At 58.0% G+C, this 22,045-nt stretch carries 23 protein-coding genes; 19 read left to right on the plus strand and 4 right to left on the minus strand.

Going from position 1 to position 22,045, the window contains the following annotated elements:
- The first annotated feature begins 273 nt into the window (after positions 1 to 273).
- The 4 genes from G494_RS0101705 to queF are packed head-to-tail and all read left to right on the plus strand — an operon-like array spanning position 274 to position 2,851.
- The gene (locus tag G494_RS0101705) at positions 274 to 693 is read left to right on the plus strand and encodes a 6-pyruvoyl trahydropterin synthase family protein (protein WP_028583136.1); all 420 of its coding nucleotides are present in this window, start codon (positions 274 to 276) and stop codon (positions 691 to 693) included.
- On the plus strand, positions 690 to 1,331 hold the full coding sequence (locus G494_RS0101710) for a 7-carboxy-7-deazaguanine synthase QueE (protein ID WP_028583137.1): 642 nt from the start codon (positions 690 to 692) through the stop codon (positions 1,329 to 1,331). Before G494_RS0101705 ends, G494_RS0101710 begins: the two co-directional genes overlap by 4 nt.
- Positions 1,332 to 1,334: 3 nt before the next feature.
- Positions 1,335 to 1,994, plus strand: a complete 660-nt coding sequence (gene queC / locus G494_RS0101715; protein ID WP_028583138.1) for a 7-cyano-7-deazaguanine synthase QueC — start codon at positions 1,335 to 1,337, stop codon at positions 1,992 to 1,994.
- Positions 1,995 to 2,032: 38 nt separating this feature from the next.
- Positions 2,033 to 2,851 (plus strand): NADPH-dependent 7-cyano-7-deazaguanine reductase QueF, encoded by an 819-nt coding sequence (gene queF / locus G494_RS0101720; protein ID WP_028583139.1) that lies wholly within the window; start codon positions 2,033 to 2,035, stop codon positions 2,849 to 2,851.
- A gap of 46 nt (positions 2,852 to 2,897) precedes the next feature.
- Here the strand turns inward: queF and G494_RS0101725 are convergent, their stop codons facing one another.
- On the minus strand, positions 2,898 to 3,563 hold the full coding sequence (locus G494_RS0101725) for a GntR family transcriptional regulator (RefSeq protein WP_084456281.1): 666 nt from the start codon (positions 3,561 to 3,563) through the stop codon (positions 2,898 to 2,900).
- Between the two features lie 657 nt (positions 3,564 to 4,220).
- Here G494_RS0101725 and G494_RS0101730 point away from each other — a divergent pair.
- From G494_RS0101730 to G494_RS0101755, 6 genes are all read left to right on the plus strand, one after another.
- The gene (locus tag G494_RS0101730) at positions 4,221 to 4,991 is read left to right on the plus strand and encodes a LamB/YcsF family protein (protein WP_028583141.1); all 771 of its coding nucleotides are present in this window, start codon (positions 4,221 to 4,223) and stop codon (positions 4,989 to 4,991) included.
- On the plus strand, positions 4,988 to 5,710 hold the full coding sequence (pxpB, locus tag G494_RS0101735) for a 5-oxoprolinase subunit PxpB (RefSeq protein ID WP_028583142.1): 723 nt from the start codon (positions 4,988 to 4,990) through the stop codon (positions 5,708 to 5,710). The genes G494_RS0101730 and pxpB overlap by 4 nt, the downstream gene beginning before the upstream one ends.
- The gene (locus G494_RS21425) at positions 5,707 to 6,750 is read left to right on the plus strand and encodes a 5-oxoprolinase subunit C family protein (RefSeq protein ID WP_051305246.1); all 1,044 of its coding nucleotides are present in this window, start codon (positions 5,707 to 5,709) and stop codon (positions 6,748 to 6,750) included. Before pxpB ends, G494_RS21425 begins: the two co-directional genes overlap by 4 nt.
- A 135-nt stretch (positions 6,751 to 6,885) precedes the next feature.
- Positions 6,886 to 7,869: a TRAP transporter substrate-binding protein gene (locus G494_RS0101745; RefSeq protein WP_028583143.1), complete on the plus strand. Its 984-nt coding sequence runs from the start codon at positions 6,886 to 6,888 to the stop codon at positions 7,867 to 7,869.
- Entirely contained in the window at positions 7,869 to 8,360 is a 492-nt protein-coding gene (locus G494_RS0101750; RefSeq protein ID WP_028583144.1) for a TRAP transporter small permease subunit, read from the plus strand. The genes G494_RS0101745 and G494_RS0101750 overlap by 1 nt, the downstream gene beginning before the upstream one ends.
- Positions 8,342 to 9,676 carry a TRAP transporter large permease gene (locus G494_RS0101755; protein ID WP_028583145.1) on the plus strand — a complete coding sequence of 445 codons (1,335 nt, stop codon included), beginning with the start codon at positions 8,342 to 8,344 and terminating at the stop codon, positions 9,674 to 9,676. The genes G494_RS0101750 and G494_RS0101755 overlap by 19 nt, the downstream gene beginning before the upstream one ends.
- 164 nt (positions 9,677 to 9,840) lie before the next feature.
- Here the strand turns inward: G494_RS0101755 and G494_RS0101760 are convergent, their stop codons facing one another.
- From G494_RS0101760 to G494_RS0101770, 3 genes are all read right to left on the minus strand, one after another.
- Positions 9,841 to 10,590 carry a sulfite exporter TauE/SafE family protein gene (locus G494_RS0101760; RefSeq protein ID WP_028583146.1) on the minus strand — a complete coding sequence of 250 codons (750 nt, stop codon included), beginning with the start codon at positions 10,588 to 10,590 and terminating at the stop codon, positions 9,841 to 9,843.
- Positions 10,591 to 10,656: 66 nt separating this feature from the next.
- The gene (locus tag G494_RS0101765) at positions 10,657 to 11,049 is read right to left on the minus strand and encodes a rhodanese-like domain-containing protein (protein ID WP_028583147.1); all 393 of its coding nucleotides are present in this window, start codon (positions 11,047 to 11,049) and stop codon (positions 10,657 to 10,659) included.
- Between the two features lie 149 nt (positions 11,050 to 11,198).
- Positions 11,199 to 11,519: an ArsR/SmtB family transcription factor gene (locus tag G494_RS0101770; RefSeq protein WP_028583148.1), complete on the minus strand. Its 321-nt coding sequence runs from the start codon at positions 11,517 to 11,519 to the stop codon at positions 11,199 to 11,201.
- Between the two features lie 299 nt (positions 11,520 to 11,818).
- Here G494_RS0101770 and G494_RS0101775 point away from each other — a divergent pair, with 299 nt between their 5' ends.
- From G494_RS0101775 to G494_RS0101820, 9 genes are all read left to right on the plus strand, one after another.
- Positions 11,819 to 13,801: a sensor histidine kinase gene (locus G494_RS0101775; RefSeq protein ID WP_028583149.1), complete on the plus strand. Its 1,983-nt coding sequence runs from the start codon at positions 11,819 to 11,821 to the stop codon at positions 13,799 to 13,801.
- Positions 13,802 to 14,131: 330 nt separating this feature from the next.
- Positions 14,132 to 14,347, plus strand: a complete 216-nt coding sequence (locus tag G494_RS26565; protein WP_153305727.1) for a hypothetical protein — start codon at positions 14,132 to 14,134, stop codon at positions 14,345 to 14,347.
- Positions 14,348 to 14,961: 614 nt separating this feature from the next.
- Positions 14,962 to 15,363, plus strand: a complete 402-nt coding sequence (locus G494_RS0101780) for a hypothetical protein (RefSeq protein WP_153305728.1) — start codon at positions 14,962 to 14,964, stop codon at positions 15,361 to 15,363.
- A 592-nt stretch (positions 15,364 to 15,955) separates the two neighbouring features.
- A complete protein-coding gene (locus G494_RS0101790; RefSeq protein ID WP_028583151.1) occupies positions 15,956 to 16,324 on the plus strand; it encodes a hypothetical protein in 369 nt (122 codons plus the stop codon).
- 185 nt (positions 16,325 to 16,509) lie between these two features.
- Positions 16,510 to 17,625, plus strand: coding sequence for a hypothetical protein (locus G494_RS0101795; protein ID WP_028583152.1), 1,116 nt, complete (start codon positions 16,510 to 16,512; stop codon positions 17,623 to 17,625).
- A 40-nt stretch (positions 17,626 to 17,665) separates the two neighbouring features.
- Positions 17,666 to 18,301: a cytochrome b/b6 domain-containing protein gene (locus G494_RS0101800; protein WP_028583153.1), complete on the plus strand. Its 636-nt coding sequence runs from the start codon at positions 17,666 to 17,668 to the stop codon at positions 18,299 to 18,301.
- A 351-nt stretch (positions 18,302 to 18,652) separates the two neighbouring features.
- Positions 18,653 to 20,212 carry a sigma-54 interaction domain-containing protein gene (locus G494_RS0101810; protein ID WP_232362461.1) on the plus strand — a complete coding sequence of 520 codons (1,560 nt, stop codon included), beginning with the start codon at positions 18,653 to 18,655 and terminating at the stop codon, positions 20,210 to 20,212.
- A gap of 427 nt (positions 20,213 to 20,639) precedes the next feature.
- On the plus strand, positions 20,640 to 21,128 hold the full coding sequence (locus G494_RS0101815; RefSeq protein WP_028583155.1) for a universal stress protein: 489 nt from the start codon (positions 20,640 to 20,642) through the stop codon (positions 21,126 to 21,128).
- Between the two features lie 547 nt (positions 21,129 to 21,675).
- On the plus strand, positions 21,676 to 22,005 hold the full coding sequence (locus G494_RS0101820; protein WP_153305729.1) for a hypothetical protein: 330 nt from the start codon (positions 21,676 to 21,678) through the stop codon (positions 22,003 to 22,005).
- Positions 22,006 to 22,045 lie beyond the last annotated feature (40 nt).

Here is a 22,045-nt window from a genome sequence, read left to right on the forward strand (position 1 = left end):
AAACGAACGCTCTATGCTACAAAGGCGGATCATTGACTGAAACACTCTGAAAGGGACCTGTCAGGTACGCAGACGGGCAACCCAGCGGAGCAACAGGGCGGTTGGCAAAGACAGACAACCCCCCGTGCGGACGAGAGGCATCCCGCAGTACAAATTCTCCCTCACTGACCGCCCAGCCGGCTGTGGCCCTTCACATCTCCCCCTCCTGTGCAGTTCGCTGCGGATGGTGGGTAACAGGGCGCCTCCTGCTGTGCAGGCAAAGGCAAGGTACCCATGCTTTCCATCAGCAAAGAATTTCGCTTTGACGCAGCTCACCGACTCTGCCGGCCTGAGCTCTCCCCAGAGGAGAATCAGGCCCTCTACGGCAAGTGTGCCTCCCTCCACGGCCACTCCTATACCCTCCAACTGACGGTCTCAGGAGAGTTGGATGCCTCGGGGATGATCATCAACTTCACGGAACTCAAGCAGCTGGGCAAGGCGCTCATCCTCGACCGCTACGACCACGCCAACTTAAACGAACTGCCCGAGTACGCGGAGATTCCGGTCACCGCAGAAAACATGGTGCGCCACATCTTCTCGACCCTCTCCCCTGTCCTCAGCCAGAAGGGCCTGCGCCTGGTACAGGTTCGGCTCTACGAGACCCCGGACTCCTGGGCAACCATGACCGCAGAGCCGGCCGCGCAGCCATCATGAATCCCCAGCAGCTTCACATCCATGAGACCTTTAGCTCGCTCCAGGGGGAGGGGCCCCACTGCGGCCGCCCGGCCTTCTTTATCCGCCTCTCCGGCTGCGTGCCCCCACTGTGCCCCTGGTGCGACACCAAAGGGGCCTGGCAAGGGGGTGTTCGAACCAGGGTGAGCGGTCTCATGGAAGCGGTTCAGGGGGGAGGTCATTCCTTTGTGGTAATCACCGGCGGAGAGCCCATGCTCCAATGGAGCCAGGGCCTGGCAGCACTGGACCAGGCCCTCTACCAGGCAGGCATCATGGTTCAATACGAGACCTCCGGCAAGGCCGGTATCCCCAGCGGGATCCGGGGCGAGGTGGTCTGTTCTCCCAAATACCTTGCCGGCCGCTGGCAGCTGGATGATGGGGCCCTGGCCAGGGCAGACCACTGCAAGCTGGTGGCCTGTCCGGAGAGCCTCCCCCGCATCGACGAACTCATCCGCTCCCAGGGGCTTGAACCGGATCGGGTCTGGCTCATGCCCCAGGGGGCTGAGCGTGCACAACAGCTGCAGCTGCTCCCCATCCTCTGGGAGCACTGCGTCCGCAAGGGCTACCGCCTGAGCAGCCGTCTCCACATCCTGGCCTTTGACACCAAGAAAGGAATATAACCCATGTATGATACCCTTGTGGTCCTCTCCGGCGGAATGGACTCGGCTGTTCTGCTCGCCGACTGCCTCGATCAGGGCCAAAGTTGCCTGGCCATCAGTTTTGACTATGGCGCCAAACATAACGGCCGCGAACTGCCCATGGCCAAAGCCCTCTGCAACCAACTCGAGGTGGGGCACACCCTGGTGGCCCTGCCCTTTATCAACGAGCTCTTTGCCTCCAGCCTGCTCAGCTCCGGTGAAGAGGTGCCCGACGGGGCCTACGACGCCGACACCATGAAGAGCACCGTGGTCCCCTTTCGCAACGGGATCATGCTCTCCATTGCCGCCGGTTACGCCGAATCCGTGGCTGCAGCCCGGGTGGTGCTGGCCTCCCATGCAGGGGATCACCACATCTATCCGGACTGCCGTCCGGAATTCAACGCGGCCCTGGCCCGGGCCGTACGCCTGGGCACCGACGACCAGGTCAGGATAGAGTATCCCTTTGCCCAGCTGGACAAACGGGAGATCGGCGACCTGGGCCGCAGGCTGGAGATCGACTTCACCGCTACCTGGACCTGCTACAAGGGCGGCCTGGTCCACTGCGGCAGCTGCGGGGCCTGTGATGAGCGCAAGTATGCGCTCCGGCATGACCAGGGATTAGATCCAACCAGCTACCTCTCTTGAGCCGGGAGCAGGTACCAACCAACAGAGGAACAACCGCGATGAGCAGCGAAAATCCATTGGGTCGGCAGACCGACTACCCCTCAAGCTATGACCCGGGCCGACTCTACCCCGTTAAACGCAGCCTGGGCAGGGCGCAGCTGGGACTGGGAGAGGGGAAGCTGCCCTTTCTGGGGGAAGATATCTGGACCGCCTGGGAACTCTCCTGGCTGGAGCCGGACGGTCGACCGGTCTCGGCAGTGGCGGAGCTCCGCTTTCCGGCCTCCAGCCCCTGCATCGTAGAGTCCAAGTCCCTGAAGCTCTATCTCAACTCCTTCAACATGAGCCATTTTCAGAGCAGGGTCCAGGTCCAACAGATCATGACAGCGGATCTCACCCGGGTCGCCGCAGGCCCGGTCCGGGTGAGCATCTATGAGTGTGATGACATCGCCAGCCTGGAAACCCGAAAGGCTGCAGGTCACTGCATCGATCAGCTCAGTGCAGATCATTATGTCTACAGCGTGGAGCCCACCCTCCTGGATCACGATGAAGGCTGGGTGGAGGAGGAGACGCTCCACTCCCATATCCTGCGGACCAACTGCCCGGTGACCGGCCAGCCTGACTGGGCAACGGTGGAGATCTGCTACTCTGGACGGAAAATCGAACAGAGGGGCCTCCTTGCCTACCTGGTCTCCTTTCGGACCCACAGCGGCTATCATGAGAACTGTGTGGAAACGATCTTCACCGATATCCTCCATCGGCTTGGCCCCACCGCATTGACGGTGGTGGGACGTTTCACCCGCCGGGGTGGTCTGGATATCAACCCCTGTCGGAGCAGCACGGGGCAAGGCTTTGCCAACCATCGCCTGCTCCGTCAGTAGAATCTGCCTGGAAAAGGGATAAACCCCGACAGCTCCACCCAGGGCATCAGCCCAGCAGAAAATCGACGATTCTCTTTTTAAAAGCCTCTGCATGGCGGTCGATGATCTCCCTGAGGTGCTCGATATCGCGGCCTTCCAGAGAGGAGATGATCTGCTGATGCTCCTCGATCACGCTCTGGTAATGCTCGGCCAGTTCTGTCCGCTCATCGATCCGATCACCAAAGGAGAGGTAGGCCAGCCGGCGGGTCTCGCACTGGACGGCGGTCAGCCCGTGGATCAGGTACTCGTTACGGGAACATTCGGCAAAGGCCAGATGAAAGGCATAATTCTCCCGGACCATGGCCAGGGCATCAAACCGGTCTGCAGCCTGCTGCAGTTGCTGGTTGGCAGCCCGCATGGCCTCGAGCTGGGGGGCACATTCCTTCCCGACAGCCAGCGCGGCGACCCCATTCTCCAGGATGGAGAGGGTCTCGAAAACCGCCCGGGTGGACTGCAGGGTCACTGGCCTGACCGTAAAGCCCTTGCCAGACCTGGACTCCACCATCATGTTGATCTCCAGCCGCATCAGGGCCTCCCGGATGGGCGTCCGGCCGATATCCAGGGTCTCCATGAGCTGCTTCTCTTCAAGCTGCTGACCAGGCTCAAAGCGGCTGGTCATTATCTGGTGAAAAATTTTGTCGTAGGCAAGTTCTACTTTAGACACCCTAGCCATCGGCACCGCTCTCCTTTGCTCCCTTGAATAACTAAAGGCCACCTTGAAAAATTGCTTTTTCTTCCAATCTCGGCCTTGCGCTCAAAATTTTATCCTCGGAATATCAAATATATGCCTGCGGCAAAATATATCGCGCCCTTGACCTTGATCGAAAAATCTCATTTTTCAAGGTACCCTGAAGACCACAACCCGGAGAATCGTGGAGCGGCTTAATTAGCTCCAGTTAGCTCCAGTTAGCCCCCAGGAGGCTCCCAGAGAAACCGCCTCATCCCCCCTCTCCTCACCCCTGCGGGCACCTTGTATATATGTAGTTTATACTTGACATATATTCCATATCTTTTTACTCCTTAGCCATATCGTTAAATATCGAATTCCTTCCTGCATGCTCCTTTGAGCGCAGCTTCCCAGGCAGATCAGAGAGCGAACAACTTTCCCGGACATAACAAGGTTCTCGCCTTGAGCGACCAGCCAGCCGGCTGAACCCGTTTGTAAGGATCCCCGGGACTGTTATCGCAAGCAGGAAGCTGAACAGAGAGTAGGCCGAGACAAAGAGTGTCCGCAAGCTGGCAGCATTGGTCAGAGAGCCGTGCTGCCTGCCAAGACCAGTTCATCTGAGCGGAGCTCCTCCAAGAGAGACGTGGTGAGCGAGTGAAATACATTGACCTCAACTGTGACATGGGTGAGAGCTACGGTGCCTACCAGATGGGTGCCGACCAGGAGGTGATGCCCCATATCACCTCGGCCAACATTGCCTGCGGCTGGCATGCCGGCGACCCCATGGTCATGGACCAGACCATTCAGCTGGCGGTTAGTCACCAGGTCAACATCGGTGCCCATCCCGGCTACCCGGACCTGATGGGTTTCGGCCGTCGCCCCATGCACCTCAGCCCGCTGGAGATCCGTAACTATATCATCTACCAGCTTGGAGCCCTCCAGGCCTTCTGTGCAGTGCATCACACCCGGGTCAGCCACGTCAAACCCCATGGCAGCCTCTACCTCAAGGCCGTTGAAAGCGTGGAGATCGCCCGATCCATTGCCGAAGGGATTGTCCGGGTCAACCCGCAGATCGCCTTCATTGCCCTGGCCGGCGAAAAGGGACGACTGATGGCAAAGGTGGGTAAGGAATTCGGCCTCAGGGTGATCTACGAGGCTTTTCCGGACCGTGCCTATACGCCGGACGGCAACCTGGCCCCCCGTTCCATGGAGGGGGCAGTCAAGCACGACCCTGCAGAGATCGCCGAGCGGGCCCTGATGATGGCCGAGGAGGGCCGGATTGTGGATACCAAAGGCCAGGCCATCGAGATTCAGGCCGAGACCCTCTGCCTCCATGGAGACACTGCCCAGGCCGGCAGCCTGGCCAAGACCATCCGCCAGTCCCTGGAAAAGGCAGGCATCCGGGTGAAGCCAGCCATGGAACAGCAGGGATGAGCCGCCCTTCCCCACAGGGGGGCCTCTACCCTGAACCGATCTTTCGCCCTGCCGGCGACCGGGGCATGCTGATGGAGTTGGGCACAGGCATCGATCCGGAGATCAACCAAAAAATTCGCGGACTCAGCCTGGTACTGGAGCGGACAAGGCTTCAGGGAGTGGTTGAGATCATCCCCGGCTACCGCTCCCTGGCCGTGATCTACGATCCCCTCCAGACCAAACCTGAGACCCTGCGCCAGGCCCTGCTCGCCCTCTATGATGAGTTGGAACACACCGCTCTACCCGAGGCACGGGTGGTGGAACTGCCGGTCTGTTACGGCGGAGAATTTGGCGAGGATCTGGCCCGGGTGGCGGCCCATAACCGGCTCAGCCCGGCAGAGGTCGTCGCCATCCACTCTGCACCCCTTTACCCGGTTTACATGATCGGTTTCACCCCTGGTTTTCCCTACCTGGGCGGGCTCTCGGAAAAGATCCACACCCCCAGACTGGCCACGCCGCGCACCCTGGTCCCGGCCGGCTCCGTGGGCATTGCCAACAGTCAGACCGGGATCTACCCCATCGCCAGTCCAGGCGGCTGGCAGCTCATCGGCAGGTGCCCCTGTCCCCTGTTTGACCCCGGACACGACCGTCCCTTCCTGCTCAAGGCCGGTGATCTCCTCAGGTTTAGCCCCATCAGCAGGGATGAGTATCTTCGTTTGCGCGGGGAGCAGCGGAAATGAGCGGGGCACTGGAGATTCTTCAGCCCGGCGCCTTTACCACGGTGCAGGACCAGGGCCGCTACGGCTATCAGCAGTACGGCGTCCCCCCCTGCGGAGTCCTGGATGGGTATGCCGCCCAGCTGGCCAACCTCCTGGTCGGCAACCCGGCGGAAGCGGCCCTGCTGGAGATTACCTTTGCCGGTCCCAGCATAAGAATCCTGAGCCCCTGTGTGCTCGCCCTCACCGGGGCCGAGATGGAACTGCTCCATAACGGGCAGCACCTTGGCGGCTGGCGCTCCTTTGCAGTCCAGCCAGGAGACCTGATCACCATGGGCATTGCCTCCAGGGGCTGCCGGGCCTACCTGGCCCTAGGCGGAGGGATCGACGTGCCCCTGGTGATGGGCAGCAGATCCTGCTACACCGGGGCCGGTTTTGGCGGTCATGAGGGCCGCCCCCTCAGGCAGGGGGATGTCCTCCCCCAGGGGATCCTTGACCGCGGCAACGATCCCCCCTGGGTGGAGCGGGCCATCCCCGACCCCTATATCCCGGAATACCAGACGAACTGGACCATCAGGGCCATTGCCGGGCCCCAGGAAGACTACTTCAGCCAGAGCCTGGTGACATTTTTTAACAGCGAGTTCACCGTCTCTCCCCAGGTCAACCGGATGGGCTATCGATTGGAAGGGACCAAGATCCGCCTGGATCCCGGCATGCCGGCAAGCATCATCTCGGAACCGAGCCTGCCCGGAGGCATCCAGATTCCCGAGGGCGGGGACCCGATCATTTTGCTCTCCGAGCAGACCGTCGGCGGCTATGCCAAGATCGCCACCGTGATCAGCTCAGATATCGGCAAGCTGGCCCAGGCCATGCCCGGGGACCGGATCCGTTTTCAGCAGGTCAGCGTTGAGCAGGCCCATACGATATACCGCCGGCATGCCTCGATGCTGGCCCGGCTGAAAGAGCTGGACCTCTCGGTGCAATCATTTGCATCCATGGGAAGGGCATATTTTAACAGTGAGATATTCAGGTCAAAGGTCAACCACTACCTGTTTCAGCTCTAAACAGCTCAGGCACGGATCACGCCTGGGGAGAGCCGGTCACAGCTGACTCGACAATCCATAGGCTTGGCCGCATCCAGCCCGGGCCCCATGACGGTAGATCCACCCACCCATCTTAAACAAGGGAGCACAAGCTCGATGAAAAGATTACCCAGCGTATCCATCCTTACGGCCCTGATTCTTTTTGCAGCCCACTCGGTTTGGGCCACAGGTCCCAGCAAACTGGACCTCAATGCCGTCTACGGTGCCTCCAGCTTCCACACCCAGGGGGCCAGTGACTTTGCCAAACGGGTTGAAGGGTACTCCAGGGGCACGGTGCTGATCACCGTTCACCCCGGCGGCAGCCTCGGCTTCAAGGGACCGGAACTGTTGAAGGTGGTGAAAGACGGCCAGGTAGCGATGTCTGATATTCTCATGGGGGTGGTTGCCGGCAGCTCCCATGTCTTTGGAATCAGCTCCCTGCCCCGCCTGGTCAAGTCCTATGACGAGGCCCACGCCCTCTACCTGGATGCCAAGCCCCTCTATGAGAAAGCAGCCCAAAAATGGAACCAGAAACTCCTCTACGCCGCCCCCTGGCCGCCCAGTGGACTGGTGACCAAGAAGATGATCAACAGCAGTGCCGACATCCAGGGCAGCAAGACCCGTACCTACGACAAGAATGGTGCCGAATTCCTCAAGGCCATGGGCGGGATGCCCCTGTCCATGCCCTGGGGTGAGGTCTATGCCTCCCTGCGTACCGGCATGATCGACTCGGTACTGACCTCTACCGAGTCGGCCAAAAACGGCAAGTTCTGGGAAGTGCTCAACAACTTCAAACCCATCAACTACGCCTATCCCTTGAACATGGTCTGTATCAACCTGGATTACTGGCATGCCCTGAGCCCTGAGCAGCAGGAGGCCATGCTCAAGGCAGCTGCAGATACCGAGGCGGCCCAGTGGGCCAACTCCCAGACACGCAGTGAAGAGGCCCAGAAGATCATCGAGCAGAACGGCATCAAGGTGAGCCAGGAAGACGCGGCCTTCGCCGCCGAGCTGGATGCTGCGGCCCGGAAGATTCAGCTCAAGTTCCTCAAGAAGGCCAAGAAGGCTGAGGCGGCCCTACTCAACAGGTATCTTAACTGATGAAACGTCTGATCGCCGTGATTGAGGCATGTTCCCAGGCCGGAGGCTATCTCTCCGGCCTGTTCATGCTCCTGATTGTCCTCCTCATCGTCGTCGAGATCATCGCCCGCACCCTGTTCAACAGCTCGACCCTGATCGGCGATGAGTACAGTGCCTACTTTTTCGTGGTGGTGGTCATGGCCGGCCTGGCCTTTTCGATGAAGGAACAGGCCCACATCCGGATCTCCATCATCCGCGGCCGGCTCTCCAGGAAGGGACAGCGCTACCTGGACCTTGTGGTGCTGGCCATTGCCCTGGCCCTTTCCTGCTTTGCCCTCTATCATGCCATACTGATGACCTACGATGTCTGGGACCTGGGCATGACCGCCGACTCCATCTCTGAAACCCCCATCTATATTCCCCAGTTGGTAATCCCTGTGGGCCTGCTGCTCTTCATCCTGCAGCTGGCAAGCGATTTCCTGAGGAGGCTGCTATCATCTCCGACCCCTTAATCCTGACCATTGCCCTGTTCGGGATCATGTTTCTCCTGCTGCTCTCCGGTCTGTGGATCGGCTTCTCCCTGATGGCCTCAGGACTTGCCGGAATGTTGCTCTTCCAGCTCAACCTGCCGCCCACCATCTCCATCTGGGACAAGATCGGCGGCCTCCTGGCCAACTCCATCTGGAACAGCACCAACTCCTGGTCACTGACCGCCCTGCCGCTGTTCATCCTGATGGGCGAGATCCTCTACCGAACCCAGATCTCCACCCGCCTGCTCAACGGCCTCCAGCCCTGGCTCGCCAACATCCCGGGTCGGCTGCTCCACATCAACGTGGTGGCCTGTTCCCTGTTTGCAGCGGTCTCAGGTTCCAGTGCCGCAACCACGGCTACGGTGGGCAAGATCACCCTGGACGAACTCTCCAAACGGGGCTATGACCGGGGGATTGCCATCGGTTCCCTGGCCGGTGCCGGAACCCTGGGCTTCCTGATCCCGCCCAGCCTGATCATGATCATCTACGGGATCCTCTCAGACACCTCCATCGGCAAGCTGTTTATTGCCGGGATCATCCCCGGACTGCTGCTGGCCTCGGCCTATGCGATCTACATCGTGATCCGGGCCCTGCTCAACCCGGCGGTCATGCCCGAGGAGGAGGAACATTATACCTTCAGGGAAAAGCTCCGCTCCTCCAGGGAGCTCTTTCCGGTCCTGCTGCTGATCGTCATCGTCCTGGGCGGTATCTACCTGGGGATAACCACCCCCACCGAGGCGGCCGCCATCGGGGTGGTGGGCGCCTTTGGCCTGGCGCTCTGGTTCAGGAACCTGACCCTGGCCAACTTCCGGGAGGCCGTCCTCTCTGCGGTCAAGACCACCTCCATGATCTCCTTTATCATCGTGGGCGCCGCCTTCCTCTCCCAGGTTGTGGGCTTTGTCGGCATTGCCCGGGCACTGAGCCTCTATATTTCAGGGCTTGGTCTCTCGCCCTACCTGCTGATCGTGGTGGTGGCCGTGATGTACCTGATCCTGGGGATGATCCTGGACGGAATCTCCATCGTTGTGATGACCCTGCCCATTGTCCTGCCCATCATCGTGGCCGCAGGCTTCGAACCCCTCTGGTTCGGGATCTTTCTGGTCTTCATGGTGGAGCTCTCCCAGATCACCCCGCCGGTGGGATTCAGCATCTTTGTAATCGAGGGGATCTCCGGAGAAAGAGTGGGCAATATCCTCAAGGCCACCTTCCCCTTTTTCCTGATCATGATCCTGATGGTGATCCTGATCACCGCCGCACCAGAGATCGTCTCCTTTCTGCCCAACAAGATGGTTGAATAGCCCGGTCCGCCCGTGAGGGGCAGCACAGCTCACCCGGGCTGCGCTGTCCCTCTTCTTTTCCCTGGCCTGCCCCGCGCCTTTGCCGGTTCCCCGGAAAAGGGGATAAGATCCTGACAACGGCCACCGGAAGCCAGCCACTCTATCAGGGTGCTCTCCGCCTCCCCTCAGCTGAGCTGAAAGAGCAGACGCAGGCCAAGCAGCAGGAGGACAACCCCCAGGATCCTTCTCACGGTTCCAGGACGCATCCGCTGGTGCATCACCATGGTTCCCAGATAGCCGCCGCACCAGGCGCTGAGTCCGGCCACCGCCAGAATCGTCCACGACACCGATCCCATGGCCAGGTAGGTCAGAAAGGCGGAAAACGAAGAAAAGGGCACGGCAAAGGCGGTGATCGTGGTCACCTTTTTCGGATGCACCCCCTGAATGATCAAGAGCGGCGAAATCACCCCTCCCCCGCCCACACCCAGCAAACCGGAGAAAAATCCAGCCGCCACCCCCACCAGCAGGCGCCCGAACAGGGAGAGGTCCTCGCGGTAACGATCGCTGTGGCTGGCCCCCTTGAAAAAGAGAATCATCATCCCTGAGAAGAAGAGAAAGGCGATAAAGACCAGCAGCACCGCACGGGCAGATACCTGGTGCCCCACCAGGGCGCCAACCGGAGCCAGGAGCGCAGAGGCAAGAATGATGGGCAGCCCCAGGCGATAATCCAGCCGCTTCTGCCTGATGTTGGAAAAGGTGGCGCCCAGCATGCTGACCCCGTTGACAAAGAGGCCGATGGGCCTGGCCTGGATAAAGGGAATCCCCAACCAGGTGAGGACCGGAATCAGGACCAGGGCCGAGCCCACTCCCCCCAGGGCAAAGACAAAACTCAGGCCAAAGGAGAGCAGGGCGACGATAAGGGTTAGGAAATCCATAGACTCCTGCAGGAAAAAAGGGATAGGGGATGGCCACAACTTGTTCTCCAAAGAGCGAAGAAAAGGTCACCTCTTTGCAAGGGGACCCGGCTTAAAGGCCAGGACCATCTCTTCCAGGGGCACGCTCAGCCCCTTGACCTCTGCAAAGCCCTTGGCCTTAAGATAGGTGTAGGCCACGGCAGCTCGAAAGATCGAGGAGCAGAAGGCGACAATGCACCTCTCCTGAGGCAGCTCATCCAGACGGCTGGGCAGCTTCTTAAGGGGGATATGGCAGGCAAAGGGGAAGGCTACAAGGGCAGCCTCCTGGTCTGAACGGACATCGAGAAAATAATAGTGCTCATCTCCCAGGCACCGATGAAGGCCGTCAAGCCCCATTGCATGTTCGCCCCTGCCTAAAAAGTCAAAATCCATCGCCGCGACTACCCGATCCAACTGGTCCAACTGGTTCAACTGGTTCATTCTCTGCTTCTCCTTGATCAAAAATTTTCTACCCTGACGGCTACGGCCCCTCAGGAATGGGGCAGACGGGCACGACCCAGCCAACCTCTCCCAAGACCGCTGCAAACAAGGTTATTTGGCAAAACAACCAAACAAAACCCAAAAAAAAATCACTCCAGCAACTCTGCCTGTTCCTTGATACCGGCCTCAATCACCGCCTCAACACAGGGCATATACTTGAGAATACAGGGTACCTTCAGGCGATAGTAGACCATCTTGCCGCGTTTCTGGCCGGCAATGACCCCGGCCTCCTTGAGGACGGAGAGATGCTTTGAGATGGTGGAAAAATCTGCCTCAAGGGGCTCTGCCAACTCACAGACACACTTCTCACCATCAGCCAACTGTTCCGCCAGCCAGAGCCGGGTCGGATGCCCCAGGGCCTTGAGCACCTTGGCCTTGGCCTCGATGAGTGCTTTTTGTTTTCCCTTCATAGCCGCTCCATGATGGTTCAGCTGCTAATGTACAAAGCCGAGTCTGTCAAGAGAAATCGGCGCACCACGCATGCCAGAAAGGGCCCTGCATAATGCTCTCTGGCCCATTGAGCCTGCGCAGGAAAAATCGGCATAACCTGCAAGGAAATTTTGGATAAAAACGGTATTATTTATTGACCAGCTATTGCGATACCAGTAATACCTAGTTCTGCTCCGGCAGGACCGTCCTGCTGACTGCGGGCCGATTGCAGAGAAGTTGACGGCCGCAGGCCCTGTAACGTATTTGAGGGAACACTGGTATGCATTCTTTTTTAGGCAAGGTAGAACTAAGAAAGCTCTTCCCCACCGTAACCCTGGTGGTGGTGGTCCTGCTTGCGGCAGTCACCGTCCTGGGCATCCAACAGTATCACCGTTACGGTCACTGCGAAGAGATCCTCTCCCGCTCCGATCAGATCATCTTCCAGTTCACCTCCATCAAAGAACACCTCAACGAGTCCCTGGTGGCCGGCAAGACCATCAATGCCCGCAAGGCCGGTGACGAGCTCCTCGGTTTTGAGCGGGAATTGAAGAGTATCAGCGACGATATCGCCATCCCCGAAGAGTTCAAGATCTCCTTTCTCTCCCAGGTGGATCTCATGGGCCTGGTGGTTCAGCTCCGGGCCATCAGCGATTCCAGCTCGAGCCTGAGCATCGAGCAGTTGGGCAGGCTGACCACCTCCCTGAACCATATCAGCAACTACCTCCTCCAATTCCACACCCTCCTGGATGAGCACACCCGCTCTCTCCTCCTGGGACTCTATAACGTTATCATCGGCTCCCTGGCCCTGATCCTCTTCCTCACCAGTACAGTCCTCCTCCTGATCCATCGCAGCGTGGCGGTACCCATCATGCGCCTGGCAACCACCATCGTCTCTCCTGCAGAGGAGGCGGCTCACGGCCCCTTAAAGGCCGGGACCCTGCCGGCATCGGTCCAGTCGCTGACCAGCCACCTCCACCGGCAACAGGCACGGCAGCGACAACTGGACCATTTCCGGATCTGCCTCAACAATCTCCTCCAGACCCTGCCAGAGTCCTTTGACCACCAGGATGACTGGGAGACCCTCTGCTCGGTGCTGCAAACCAATCCCGACTACTTCCTGGTCTGGGTAGGCCAGTACCCCCATCAGGGACACGTTCCCACCCCTATCACCGGCTGTGGCTGTGTCTCCAGTTCTCCCAGCCAGTGTCGACAGACCATCGAACATTTCATCGAGTTCTGCCATCAGGAAGGCAGCCTCTGTGACAGCGCCCGCAAGGCCTTGGACACAGAGGCCACCGCCATTGTTCAGACCAGCTACGACGGGATCCCTCTCTCCCTGCGCAAGGCACTGGCCCTTGAGAGCCAGAGCGTGGTCAGCGCTTCCTTCCCCATCAACGGTCCCAACGGAGACGTTGATACCATTGTCACGGTCTACCGCAGTGAAGGCGGCTCGTTCAGTGATCTCGAGGTCAGCGCCCTCGAATTCCTCTGCCTCCACATCGGTCAGCTCCGCAGGCAGCACCAAGCAAGGGCCCAGACCCCGGACCGCCCTGAAACGGCGCCCGTTCCGGCTGAGCTCTACAGTCTTGCCATAGCCGGTGAACTCTCCAGCTCCATGGCCCATGAGATAACCAACCTCTCCAACGGCAGCCTCAACTACGCCCAGGCCCTGGTCGATCTCAACACCGCTTGCGGGGAGCGGGAAGACGAGTTGCTGCTCCTGGAGAAACTCCATGGCGAAGAACGAAAAATTTCCCGGCTGGCCGCAGATTTCAACCAACTGGTCAGCCCGGAACCGACTGCAGTGGCAGGCTGTTCCCCGGAGCGCCTGATCACCTCCATTCAGCACCTGGTTCAGGGACGCTTCAGGCAGAAGAGGATCGTCCTGAAGACCGCCCTTGCCCAGGATCTTCCCAGGCTGAGCGGACCTCTGATCGAGATCCAGGTGGTTCTCCTTACCCTGATCCACCAGGCAGAAGCCAACCTGAGCGCCCTTGCCAGAGGCGAGGATGAGGCAAGGATCGAGCTCAGCGCAGCTCCGGGTAGCGGAACCAAGCCGGAGCTGTGCATTAGCATCTCGCCCCTGGATATGGAGACAGCCCCGGCAGGAGATCCTCTTCCCCCCTGGCCATCCCTGTCCAGCTGTAGAGCCATGGTGGCACGCTTCAACGGCAAACTGCAGCAACAGGGGGAAACCACAGGGACCCTGCCCCGAACCAGCTTGCTGATTCCCCTGGATCCCTCGGTGCTCCCTCCCGGCTGAAGCTGCTGAAGCTGCTGAAGCTGCTGAAGCGAATGATACGGCTGAAACAGATCCCGAGGCAGCCCCTCCCCGCTCAATCCCGTCCCTGTCAAAGACACTCCTTCCCCACCGCTCCAGGCTTGCCCGCCTGAACAGCACTTCGCCGGGCAAGTTCCCTGCCAACACCCTCCCTGCTCCTCCTGTCAGCGCATCCCTTCTGATTTTATGGCACGCTTGATGCAAAGATTAAGTCCAATACCAATATACGTCGCTCACGCCTCCGACAGGAGGATCTCCGCCAAGCACCATTCAACCTCAGCATCCGACAAGCAGCGGACAAGGACAGCATAAATGAAGGCACAAACCGAACTTTCCTCCAGCGTACACGTTCCACTCAGCAGTCAGGTTGAACCTGGCGCCGAATGTTCACGCTTTGTCCTCAATGTCGGCCTGGGGCTGTCGGCACTGATCGGGATCTGGGGCCTATCTTGCCTGATTTACGGCTTAACCATCAACGGACCGCTTACCCTGATCCGACAATTCTGGTGCGCCGTTACCGGTACCTGAAAACAGCGAACTGCTCCCCCTGCTGCTTCCTGACGTAAAAGACCGGGGCCGACTGGGGGAAGCCCTGCCGAACCCTTCCGGCCCTTCTGTAGCTGCTACTGCGGCTGATGCGCTGGATGCGCCGGACGAGCAGAGATCTTGGAGAGGATCCTTTCCCGCCTCTCTCCTCCTCACTCGAGTCTGTACTCTGCTTCGTCCAGGCGCGCTTCTCAGCCTGACCTCCACCTCCCCCTATCTTTCACTGGGCCATGACCAATCACCGCCCCGCCCCAGGCGGGCTCACGGCTCCAGAGTCGTCTTCCTGCTCCCTCAACCGATGCCTCCTGAACCGGAAAAGGCATAGACCTGTTTGCCAGAAGCCCGGTTCCGGGACAGTGCAAAGCGTGCAATGCAACCATTGCAAGGTTGCAAGCCCCTCTGGCAAGAGCCTGCAGCCCACGACAATAACAATACGGAATAAAAGGACAAAAACCACAACAGACAGCTGGCACATATCATGCAACCCTCCAGGTACAATCGCCATATTTCCTCAAAACCAACAGAGGACAAAGAGAGAGCCTATCGGCTGGCTGACAGTACTGGTAGCTCTCAAACCACAACAAGGGAGAGCCCTCATGAGCCAATGGTTAATTTTTCTTGCAATAGTGCCTTTATCCTGCTTCCACCTGACCAAACATTACCATCTCAAGAACAGATGGCTCTGGAACGGTGTTTCCATGGGCGCAGTCATCGCTCCGGTAAGTTTTGGTTTACTGAAAATGACCTATATCCCCCTGATTGGCAAACTGCTGGGCCTGGTCGGCCTGATCGCCAACCTGACCCATGGTTCGGTGGGCTATCTCTGCCTGTTGGGGACTGGAGTCTTGGAGTTGAACACGACCATCACCGCCTCCCAGCTGGTCTTGATCAACCTGCTCAACGGAGCCCTTTTTGCCGCCTGTTACGGGTTGATAGGTTACTCCATTGACAAACGGATCACTGCCGAAGAGAGCGGTGAACCGGTGATGGCTGCCTGATTGCTCCAGCGCCTGCCTGTCGACCGGTAGAGCGCTCACCCCTGGCTGTCTCCCAGGCCCGCAAGGACGCAGGGAGACAGCCTCGCTCTCCCAAATCCCTTGCCGCTGCCGCCGCTCCGCCCCTCGTTCTCCTGCCCCAAGCCCCTCTCCTGATCCAGCGCCATTGCTCTGCCGTGCCCCCTGGGTCGCGGTCGCTCGCTGCCAGTACTTGAGCACAGCTGAGCAAAAGATCACGCGTCTCCCCCCTCGCCCATCCTGCTCACCCTCCACCCTTGCCTTCCCTTTCCCTTCCGCCTCCCAGCCTTTTGCCCCAACCCGAAGATTGCATTCCTGCAACACCCCCAGGAAGAAGCCTTGCAATCATGCAACGGTTCAAGCCCACCCCAACCCTCCAAGCCCCTGTTGGTGCCGATTCGCCATCCTGGCACAGCAAATGCAAAAGGTGTGCAGGACCGCGCCCCTGATTGAGTGGGGTGTTTCTATTCGTACCCAGGTGACGTCAATTATTCTGTCCGGTCAGCGGCAATTAAGATGGCCGACTCCGTATCAGCTGATCGGCAAAAGAGGTTCCCCTTGACCAGGGAGGTTATCAGTGTCTGGCAAGCCCATAAATTCAGTCCAGATCAAAGTCTACACCATGGCGCGCAGCCAGGGAAAAACCCAGAAAACCGCCGCTGCCATGGCCGGAATATCCGAGCGCTCCGGGCGCCGCATTGAAAAGGGAGAATACCGCCATGGCGGTGACCGCCGGCGCCACTGGCGAACCCATCCGGACTGTTTCGCCCAGGTCTGGCAACTTGAGATCCTACCGCTTTTAGAGGAAAACCCCGAGCTCAGGGCCATTACTCTGTTTCGGCATCTGCAGGATAAGTTTCCCGGCCAATACGGCGACAGCAAGCTGCGGACCTTTCAACGCCGGGTCAGTCGATGGAAATCACTTCATCCCGGGGCCAAACGATGAGTCAGCAGGCCGAACCACAAACGAAGACAGGGAACGAGGCCAGCCCAGCGACAGTTACAACCGAGGAAGCAGGACGGTCAATATAGTTGTCATTGACCGGACAAGATAATGTACAGCAACGAAAAGTCAGCCAAGACTGACCAGAAGAGAGCGCTTGATACCGAAAGCTGCTCAGGAGAAAAACCATGAACATTTTGACCGGATTTAACCTGCGATATGGCCTGGCCATCCTCGTCCTCTGTTCTCTCTCTCCCTCCTGGGCCTGGGGAGTTGAAAACGCAGAGTGCCTGGAGTGTCACAGTGATGAAAGCCTCACCAAGGAGAGCACCGACAACATCCTCAACACCGAGATCACCGAATCACTCTATGTCGATGAAGAGTCGTTCAACCACTCCATTCACAACGACAACGGGATCGCCTGTGTGGACTGCCATGCCGACATCGAAGAACTCAACTGGGATGAAGAACTGCCCCATGCCGCCACCCTGGAGTCGGTATGCTGCTGCTCCTGCCATGAAGAGTCGGCGGAGGAGTTCAAGGACAGCGTTCACATGGAGATTCGTAAAAAAGGGGTCACCATGACTTGTTATGCCTGTCACGGCTACCATGATGTCAAACCCATGGAAGCGGCCCTGGTCTCTGAGCGGGCCAACTCGGTCTGCCTGAAGTGCCATAATCCAGCCCATACCCATGATTGGCTGCCCGCGGCTGACTCCCACTTCGCCTTTGTCGAGTGCGTGGTCTGCCATGCCCCTGAGGTTCCCCGCACCATCAACCTCAGATTCTACGATCTGGTCACCAACCAGTTTCTTTCAGGAGACCAGCTGCTCGACACCCTGGGCATCGAATATGACGCCTTCATGACCACCGTTGATACCAATGGCAACCAGCAGATCGATACCGATGAGTTTGATGATCTGATCCTGATGCTCAAACAGAAAGACGTACATGCCGCCCTCCGGGCTGAGCTGGTTGCCGAGATCAACCCTCTGGCCCACAACATCAGGTCAGGCTCAGCCCAGAAGGACTGCGGGAACTGTCATGCCGCAGATTCACCCTACTTCAACACCGTCTCCATCCTGCTCACCAATGCCGACGGCTCCATCGAGCGCTGCACCATCGACCGCTCGGTCTTACAGAGTTACTATGTCAATCATTTCTATCTGTTAGGCGGAACAAGGGTAAAGCTCCTTGACAAGATTGGCCTCCTGATCCTGGCCGGCGGAGCCTGTGGGGCGGGCTTGCACCTGCTGGGCAGAATCCTGACCAGTCCCATCAGGCGTAAAAAATCAAAGAAATAAGCAGCCCAATACCCGCATCTACTCCCAAGGAGACCATACCATGCATCCCCAACACGCTCTCAACCAACAGATGGACTATGTTCACCCGGCACCCGTTCGGGTGTGGCACTGGATCAATGCCTCTGGATTCCTCTTCCTGATCCTCACCGGGTTCCAGATCCGATACGCTGAAAGTATCAACCTCATGACCCTCAGTCATGCCATCAACCTCCACAACTATGTCGGTTTCGTGGTGATTGCCAACTACTTCCTCTGGTTGAGCTACTACCTGGGCTCAGGCAAGATCAAGCTCTATATCCCGGACCTGCGCCGGGTGGTGGGTCTGGCGATTCGTCAGGCCCGCTATTACGGCTTTGATTTTTTCCTGGGAAGACCGAACCCCCATACCATGACTGCAGAGAATAAGTTCAATGCCCTCCAGCAACAGGCCTACCTGGTAATCATGCTGGTCCTGCTTCCGGCCCAGATGATTTCCGGCCTGTTCCTCTGGAAGGTGAAGGGATATGAGGAGTACATCAACCTCCTGGGAGGGATCAAGGTGATCGACACCATCCACGTGCTGCTCTTTTTCTTTTTTACCTCGTTTCTCTTTATCCACTGTTACCTGGCAACCCTGGGCCATACCCCCTTGGCCCACTTCAAAGCCATGTTCACGGGTTACGAGAACCACCATTGAGAGAGAAACAGCAGGAGCATATTGCGCAAACCAGGTCCTTACAGTACAGTTTCCTGTGGTTATCATGAACATTGTTTCTTTTCTGGCCAACCACCTGGGATTCGGACCTTTCTGCCACAGGCAGCGGCCCGATATTAAGACCTAAGCCCACCTTAATAGTTTCCCCAAGGCCAAGCTTGGCAAAAAAAAGCGATCATTCAAGCTAACCTTGTGATATCTATGGGCTGCATTTTTGCCCCCTGGGCAGAAACAGAGTATAGTCATATCACCTTGAATACGATCAACAGGCCGGATATCGGGGAGCCCCCCTTATCCGGTCATTGGTCGGTTCTTTTCCCAGAGGTAGTCCCCATGCAGAACAGTGAAATCCCCTCATCATCATTACAGGGCCGCAGCAACAACCGTCACCCTGCCCTTGGCAGAGAACCCTTGGGGAGCAAGAGACGCATACCTGCGGAGGCAGCGGGAAGAGCCCAGGGGACATCTTCCGCCAAGGCCCGCTTGAAAAAGAAAACCACCCCTGCCGGTAAACGCGGCACCCCCAGACCCTGTTCCGGGAGCATGAACAGCGACCAGGACTCCTTTAGCAGCAATATTCTTGACTCCATCCCGGATGGGGCCTTTACCGTGAATCATAACTTTGAGATCACCTCCTTTAACCGGGCTGCGGAGATAATTACCGGTTTCAACCGGGAGGAGGCGATCGGCATGAAGTGCTATGATCTCTTCCGGGCCAACATCTGCAGGGAAGAGTGTGCCCTGAGAAAATCCATTGAAACCGGTAGGGATGTATTCAACCGGAAATATACGATCAAGGATATCGATGGGGATGACGGAAAGATCATTGTCAGCACCTCGGTCCTCCGGGACAGCCAGCGCCGGATCATCGGAGGGGTGGAGACCTTTCGCGATATCTCCACCAGCGCCAACTTCCAGAAAAAGATCGACCATAAGTACAGCTTCCAAAATATCATCAGTAAAAACAAGAAAATACAAAAAATATTTTCCACCCTCCCCTGTATTGCCCGGAGTAATTCAACGGTCCTGATCGAGGGAGACAGCGGCTCTGGCAAGGAACTCTTTGCCCGCGCCATCCACAACCTGAGTGAGCGGCAAGGCGCCTTTGTTGCCCTGAACTGTGCCGCCCTGCCCGATGCCCTGCTCGAATCGGAGTTGTTCGGTTACAAGAAGGGGGCCTTCACCGGTGCAGCCAAGGACAAGCTGGGTCGTTTTTCCCTGGCTGCCCACGGCACCATCTTTCTCGATGAGATCGGTGATATTTCGCCGGCCCTCCAGCTCAAGCTCCTCCGGGTACTCCAGGAAAAGGAATTTGAAGCCCTGGGAGGTACCACCACCATCAGCACCGATGCCCGGGTGATTGCCGCCACCAACAAAAACCTCAAAGAGCAGGTCAAACAGGGGCTCTTCCGCAGCGATCTCTACTTTCGGCTCAATGTTATCCACATAAGCCTGCCTCCCTTCTCTGAGCGGCGGGAGGATATCCCCCTGCTGGTCCAACATTTTTTTCAAAAATTTCAAAAGAGTCAGAAAAAAAATATTGAGTCGATCTGCCCCAGTGTGCTCAACATCCTGATGCAGTATGATTATCCCGGAAATATCAGGGAGTTGGAAAATATCATCGAGCACTGTTTTGTGATGTGCGAAGACCAGGTGATCGATGTGGAGTGTCTCCCCGAGGAACTGGTTGCCTCGGTCTCCAAAACCATGACCGAGGCCAACGATCCCGCCCAGATGAACCCCCTCTCCAATGCCGAGGCCAGTACCATCTGGGCGGCATTACATCGCTTTGATGGTCACCGGGCAAAGACTGCCGCCCACCTGAATATCGATAAAACCACCCTCTGGCGCAAGATGAAAAAATATGAGATTCACTATCCGCTGAAAAAATAGCCAGCCGGCCAGGGTCTGGCTCTGCCCCTGCGGCAAGAGCGGCTCAAAACTATTATCCTGATATTGTGTTTTTTTAACCGCCCCCCCTGTACACCGCCACCACCGGCGCTGCAGCCTGACCAGGAAAGAGGGGTTGACTTCCCCCTGCTCCTTTTGTATGAGGTAACTAGAGGCTTTCAGGAATTTTTCCCAAGCAGTGGATCGTGAAATAACGGCCGACCACACCGCAACCATGATCGCTGGCCAGACTCATTTCCAAGGGTTTTTCCCGGGGGGGTCATCCTGAGCACAGTCATGTTGCACGGTTCTTTGTTTACCCATGTTCAGATGGGGGTTCAAACGGACATCAGTTCGAGAATTAGAGGCGCACTTCTGATACATTAGACACCATGTACCAGAAAAACCCAGTCAACCACGAGGAAACGCTATGGCAAACCAGGTCAAAAAAATTCTCTACACCACGGATCTTTCCCAGGCTGCACCCCAATTCTTTCAGTATGCCCTGTTCATCGCCAACCAGTTCAATGCCCATGTCACCAGTTTGCATGTCCTGGAAGAGCTGTCTCAGGAGGCGCAGTTCGCCTTTGCCACCTACTTTTCCGAAGAGGACAGCAAGGATCTCATTGCCCAACGGCAAAAGTTGGCCCTGGACGAGATGAAGGCCAGGGTTCAGCGACTCTGCGAGACACCGGCACCGGATGGCGTCTGCATTGAACCGGAACGCCTCAGCATCAAGGTCACCAGGGGATATCCTGAAGAGCAGATCCTCAAGGTTGCCAAGGAGATCGGGGCGGACATGATCATCATGGGAGCCCACGAAAAGGGGTTTATGCACACCTTTCTTGGAAGTGTGGCCAAACGGGTATTGCGGCGCTCAAGAATCCCGGTCATCATCGTTCCCACCCCGGAACAGTAAGCGGCAAGGCTCCGGACCTGGGTCCGGAGAAACGATATCCCGTGGGGAAGGGCGAAAGACCCCTTCCCCATTTTTTTCTGGAGGCCGTCCTCTCCTCTGCTTTTTCGCCTGATCTCGGCCCTGTGCTCTAAAATATCCACCCAAGAGAGCTCTCTGCCTGTGCTGGCTATCTGCCAACAGCCTTGACCCTTGCCGAACAATCTCACCCTTCCCCATTCCCCCCATTCCCTCTACCCTTTATCTACCCTTTAGCCTGCAGCAGAGCGCCATGGTCCGCCCCCTTTGCAGCAAAAGAAGGTTTGAGCACAACCCGACCAGCCCACTGCCCAGCAACTAGCCACCCCTGCTCCGGCCCTGCATACCTGGTTGGCAGCTGCGGAGGAAAGAGGCCACTCATGGTCCAGGGAAGAGAGCAAGAAGTACAGACATTCAAGCCCTTGAATCAAGGGGCCCCTGCCCCCTCCCGATGGTACATATTTTGCTAAACCTTGAGGGATACGAGCAGGCCGGTACAGAACCCTGGCCTTTCCCCCGGAGCAACCAGGCCATGAACATGGAGGAGGAAGAAGAGAGCATGATTGAAGCCATTATCGAAGGAGCAAAATTCATCCTGGACCAGGACAGGAAGGAACTGATCAGGCTCAGCCGTCCGCTGAAAGGCGGACAGGTGCTCGATCGTTATCAACGGGATATGGCCTTGGCCGTCCTGGAATCGGAGAGCTGTACCGCCATTATCCGACGGCTGATCGCCGCCCGCCGGGAACCGGATGTGGAGGACGTTATCCGCGATATCTACCGGGAAGAATCCGATCATACCCCAGCCATCTTTCTCCTGGGCCAGGCCGTCAAACTGCGCTCCAGCGCCTCTAAGCTCTAAGCCTGCAGGCAAAGCCCAACAGACCGGCTCGCCCGCCCCC

Source organism: Desulfogranum mediterraneum DSM 13871 (assembly GCF_000429965.1).
Lineage (GTDB): Bacteria > Desulfobacterota > Desulfobulbia > Desulfobulbales > Desulfobulbaceae > Desulfogranum > Desulfogranum mediterraneum.

Excerpts from the sequence above, each read along its gene's own strand:
- G494_RS0101750 (WP_028583144.1), top strand. The coding sequence starts at position 7,869 with ATGAAACGTCTGATCGCCGTGATTGAGGCATGTTCCCAGGCCGGAGGC.
- G494_RS0101745 (WP_028583143.1), top strand. The coding sequence starts at position 6,886 with ATGAAAAGATTACCCAGCGTATCCATCCTTACGGCCCTGATTCTTTTT.
- G494_RS0101725 (WP_084456281.1), bottom strand. The coding sequence starts at position 3,563 with ATGGCTAGGGTGTCTAAAGTAGAACTTGCCTACGACAAAATTTTTCAC.
- queF (WP_028583139.1), top strand. The coding sequence starts at position 2,033 with ATGAGCAGCGAAAATCCATTGGGTCGGCAGACCGACTACCCCTCAAGC.
- G494_RS0101800 (WP_028583153.1), top strand. The coding sequence starts at position 17,666 with ATGCATCCCCAACACGCTCTCAACCAACAGATGGACTATGTTCACCCG.
- G494_RS0101775 (WP_028583149.1), top strand. The coding sequence starts at position 11,819 with ATGCATTCTTTTTTAGGCAAGGTAGAACTAAGAAAGCTCTTCCCCACC.
- pxpB (WP_028583142.1), top strand. The coding sequence starts at position 4,988 with ATGAGCCGCCCTTCCCCACAGGGGGGCCTCTACCCTGAACCGATCTTT.
- G494_RS0101710 (WP_028583137.1), top strand. The coding sequence starts at position 690 with ATGAATCCCCAGCAGCTTCACATCCATGAGACCTTTAGCTCGCTCCAG.
- G494_RS0101705 (WP_028583136.1), top strand. The coding sequence starts at position 274 with ATGCTTTCCATCAGCAAAGAATTTCGCTTTGACGCAGCTCACCGACTC.
- G494_RS0101765 (WP_028583147.1), bottom strand. The coding sequence starts at position 11,049 with ATGAACCAGTTGAACCAGTTGGACCAGTTGGATCGGGTAGTCGCGGCG.
- G494_RS0101770 (WP_028583148.1), bottom strand. The coding sequence starts at position 11,519 with ATGAAGGGAAAACAAAAAGCACTCATCGAGGCCAAGGCCAAGGTGCTC.
- G494_RS0101815 (WP_028583155.1), top strand. The coding sequence starts at position 20,640 with ATGGCAAACCAGGTCAAAAAAATTCTCTACACCACGGATCTTTCCCAG.
- G494_RS26565 (WP_153305727.1), top strand. The coding sequence starts at position 14,132 with ATGAAGGCACAAACCGAACTTTCCTCCAGCGTACACGTTCCACTCAGC.
- G494_RS0101795 (WP_028583152.1), top strand. The coding sequence starts at position 16,510 with ATGAACATTTTGACCGGATTTAACCTGCGATATGGCCTGGCCATCCTC.
- queC (WP_028583138.1), top strand. The coding sequence starts at position 1,335 with ATGTATGATACCCTTGTGGTCCTCTCCGGCGGAATGGACTCGGCTGTT.
- G494_RS0101760 (WP_028583146.1), bottom strand. The coding sequence starts at position 10,590 with ATGGATTTCCTAACCCTTATCGTCGCCCTGCTCTCCTTTGGCCTGAGT.
- G494_RS21425 (WP_051305246.1), top strand. The coding sequence starts at position 5,707 with ATGAGCGGGGCACTGGAGATTCTTCAGCCCGGCGCCTTTACCACGGTG.
- G494_RS0101820 (WP_153305729.1), top strand. The coding sequence starts at position 21,676 with ATGAACATGGAGGAGGAAGAAGAGAGCATGATTGAAGCCATTATCGAA.
- G494_RS0101810 (WP_232362461.1), top strand. The coding sequence starts at position 18,653 with ATGCAGAACAGTGAAATCCCCTCATCATCATTACAGGGCCGCAGCAAC.
- G494_RS0101780 (WP_153305728.1), top strand. The coding sequence starts at position 14,962 with ATGAGCCAATGGTTAATTTTTCTTGCAATAGTGCCTTTATCCTGCTTC.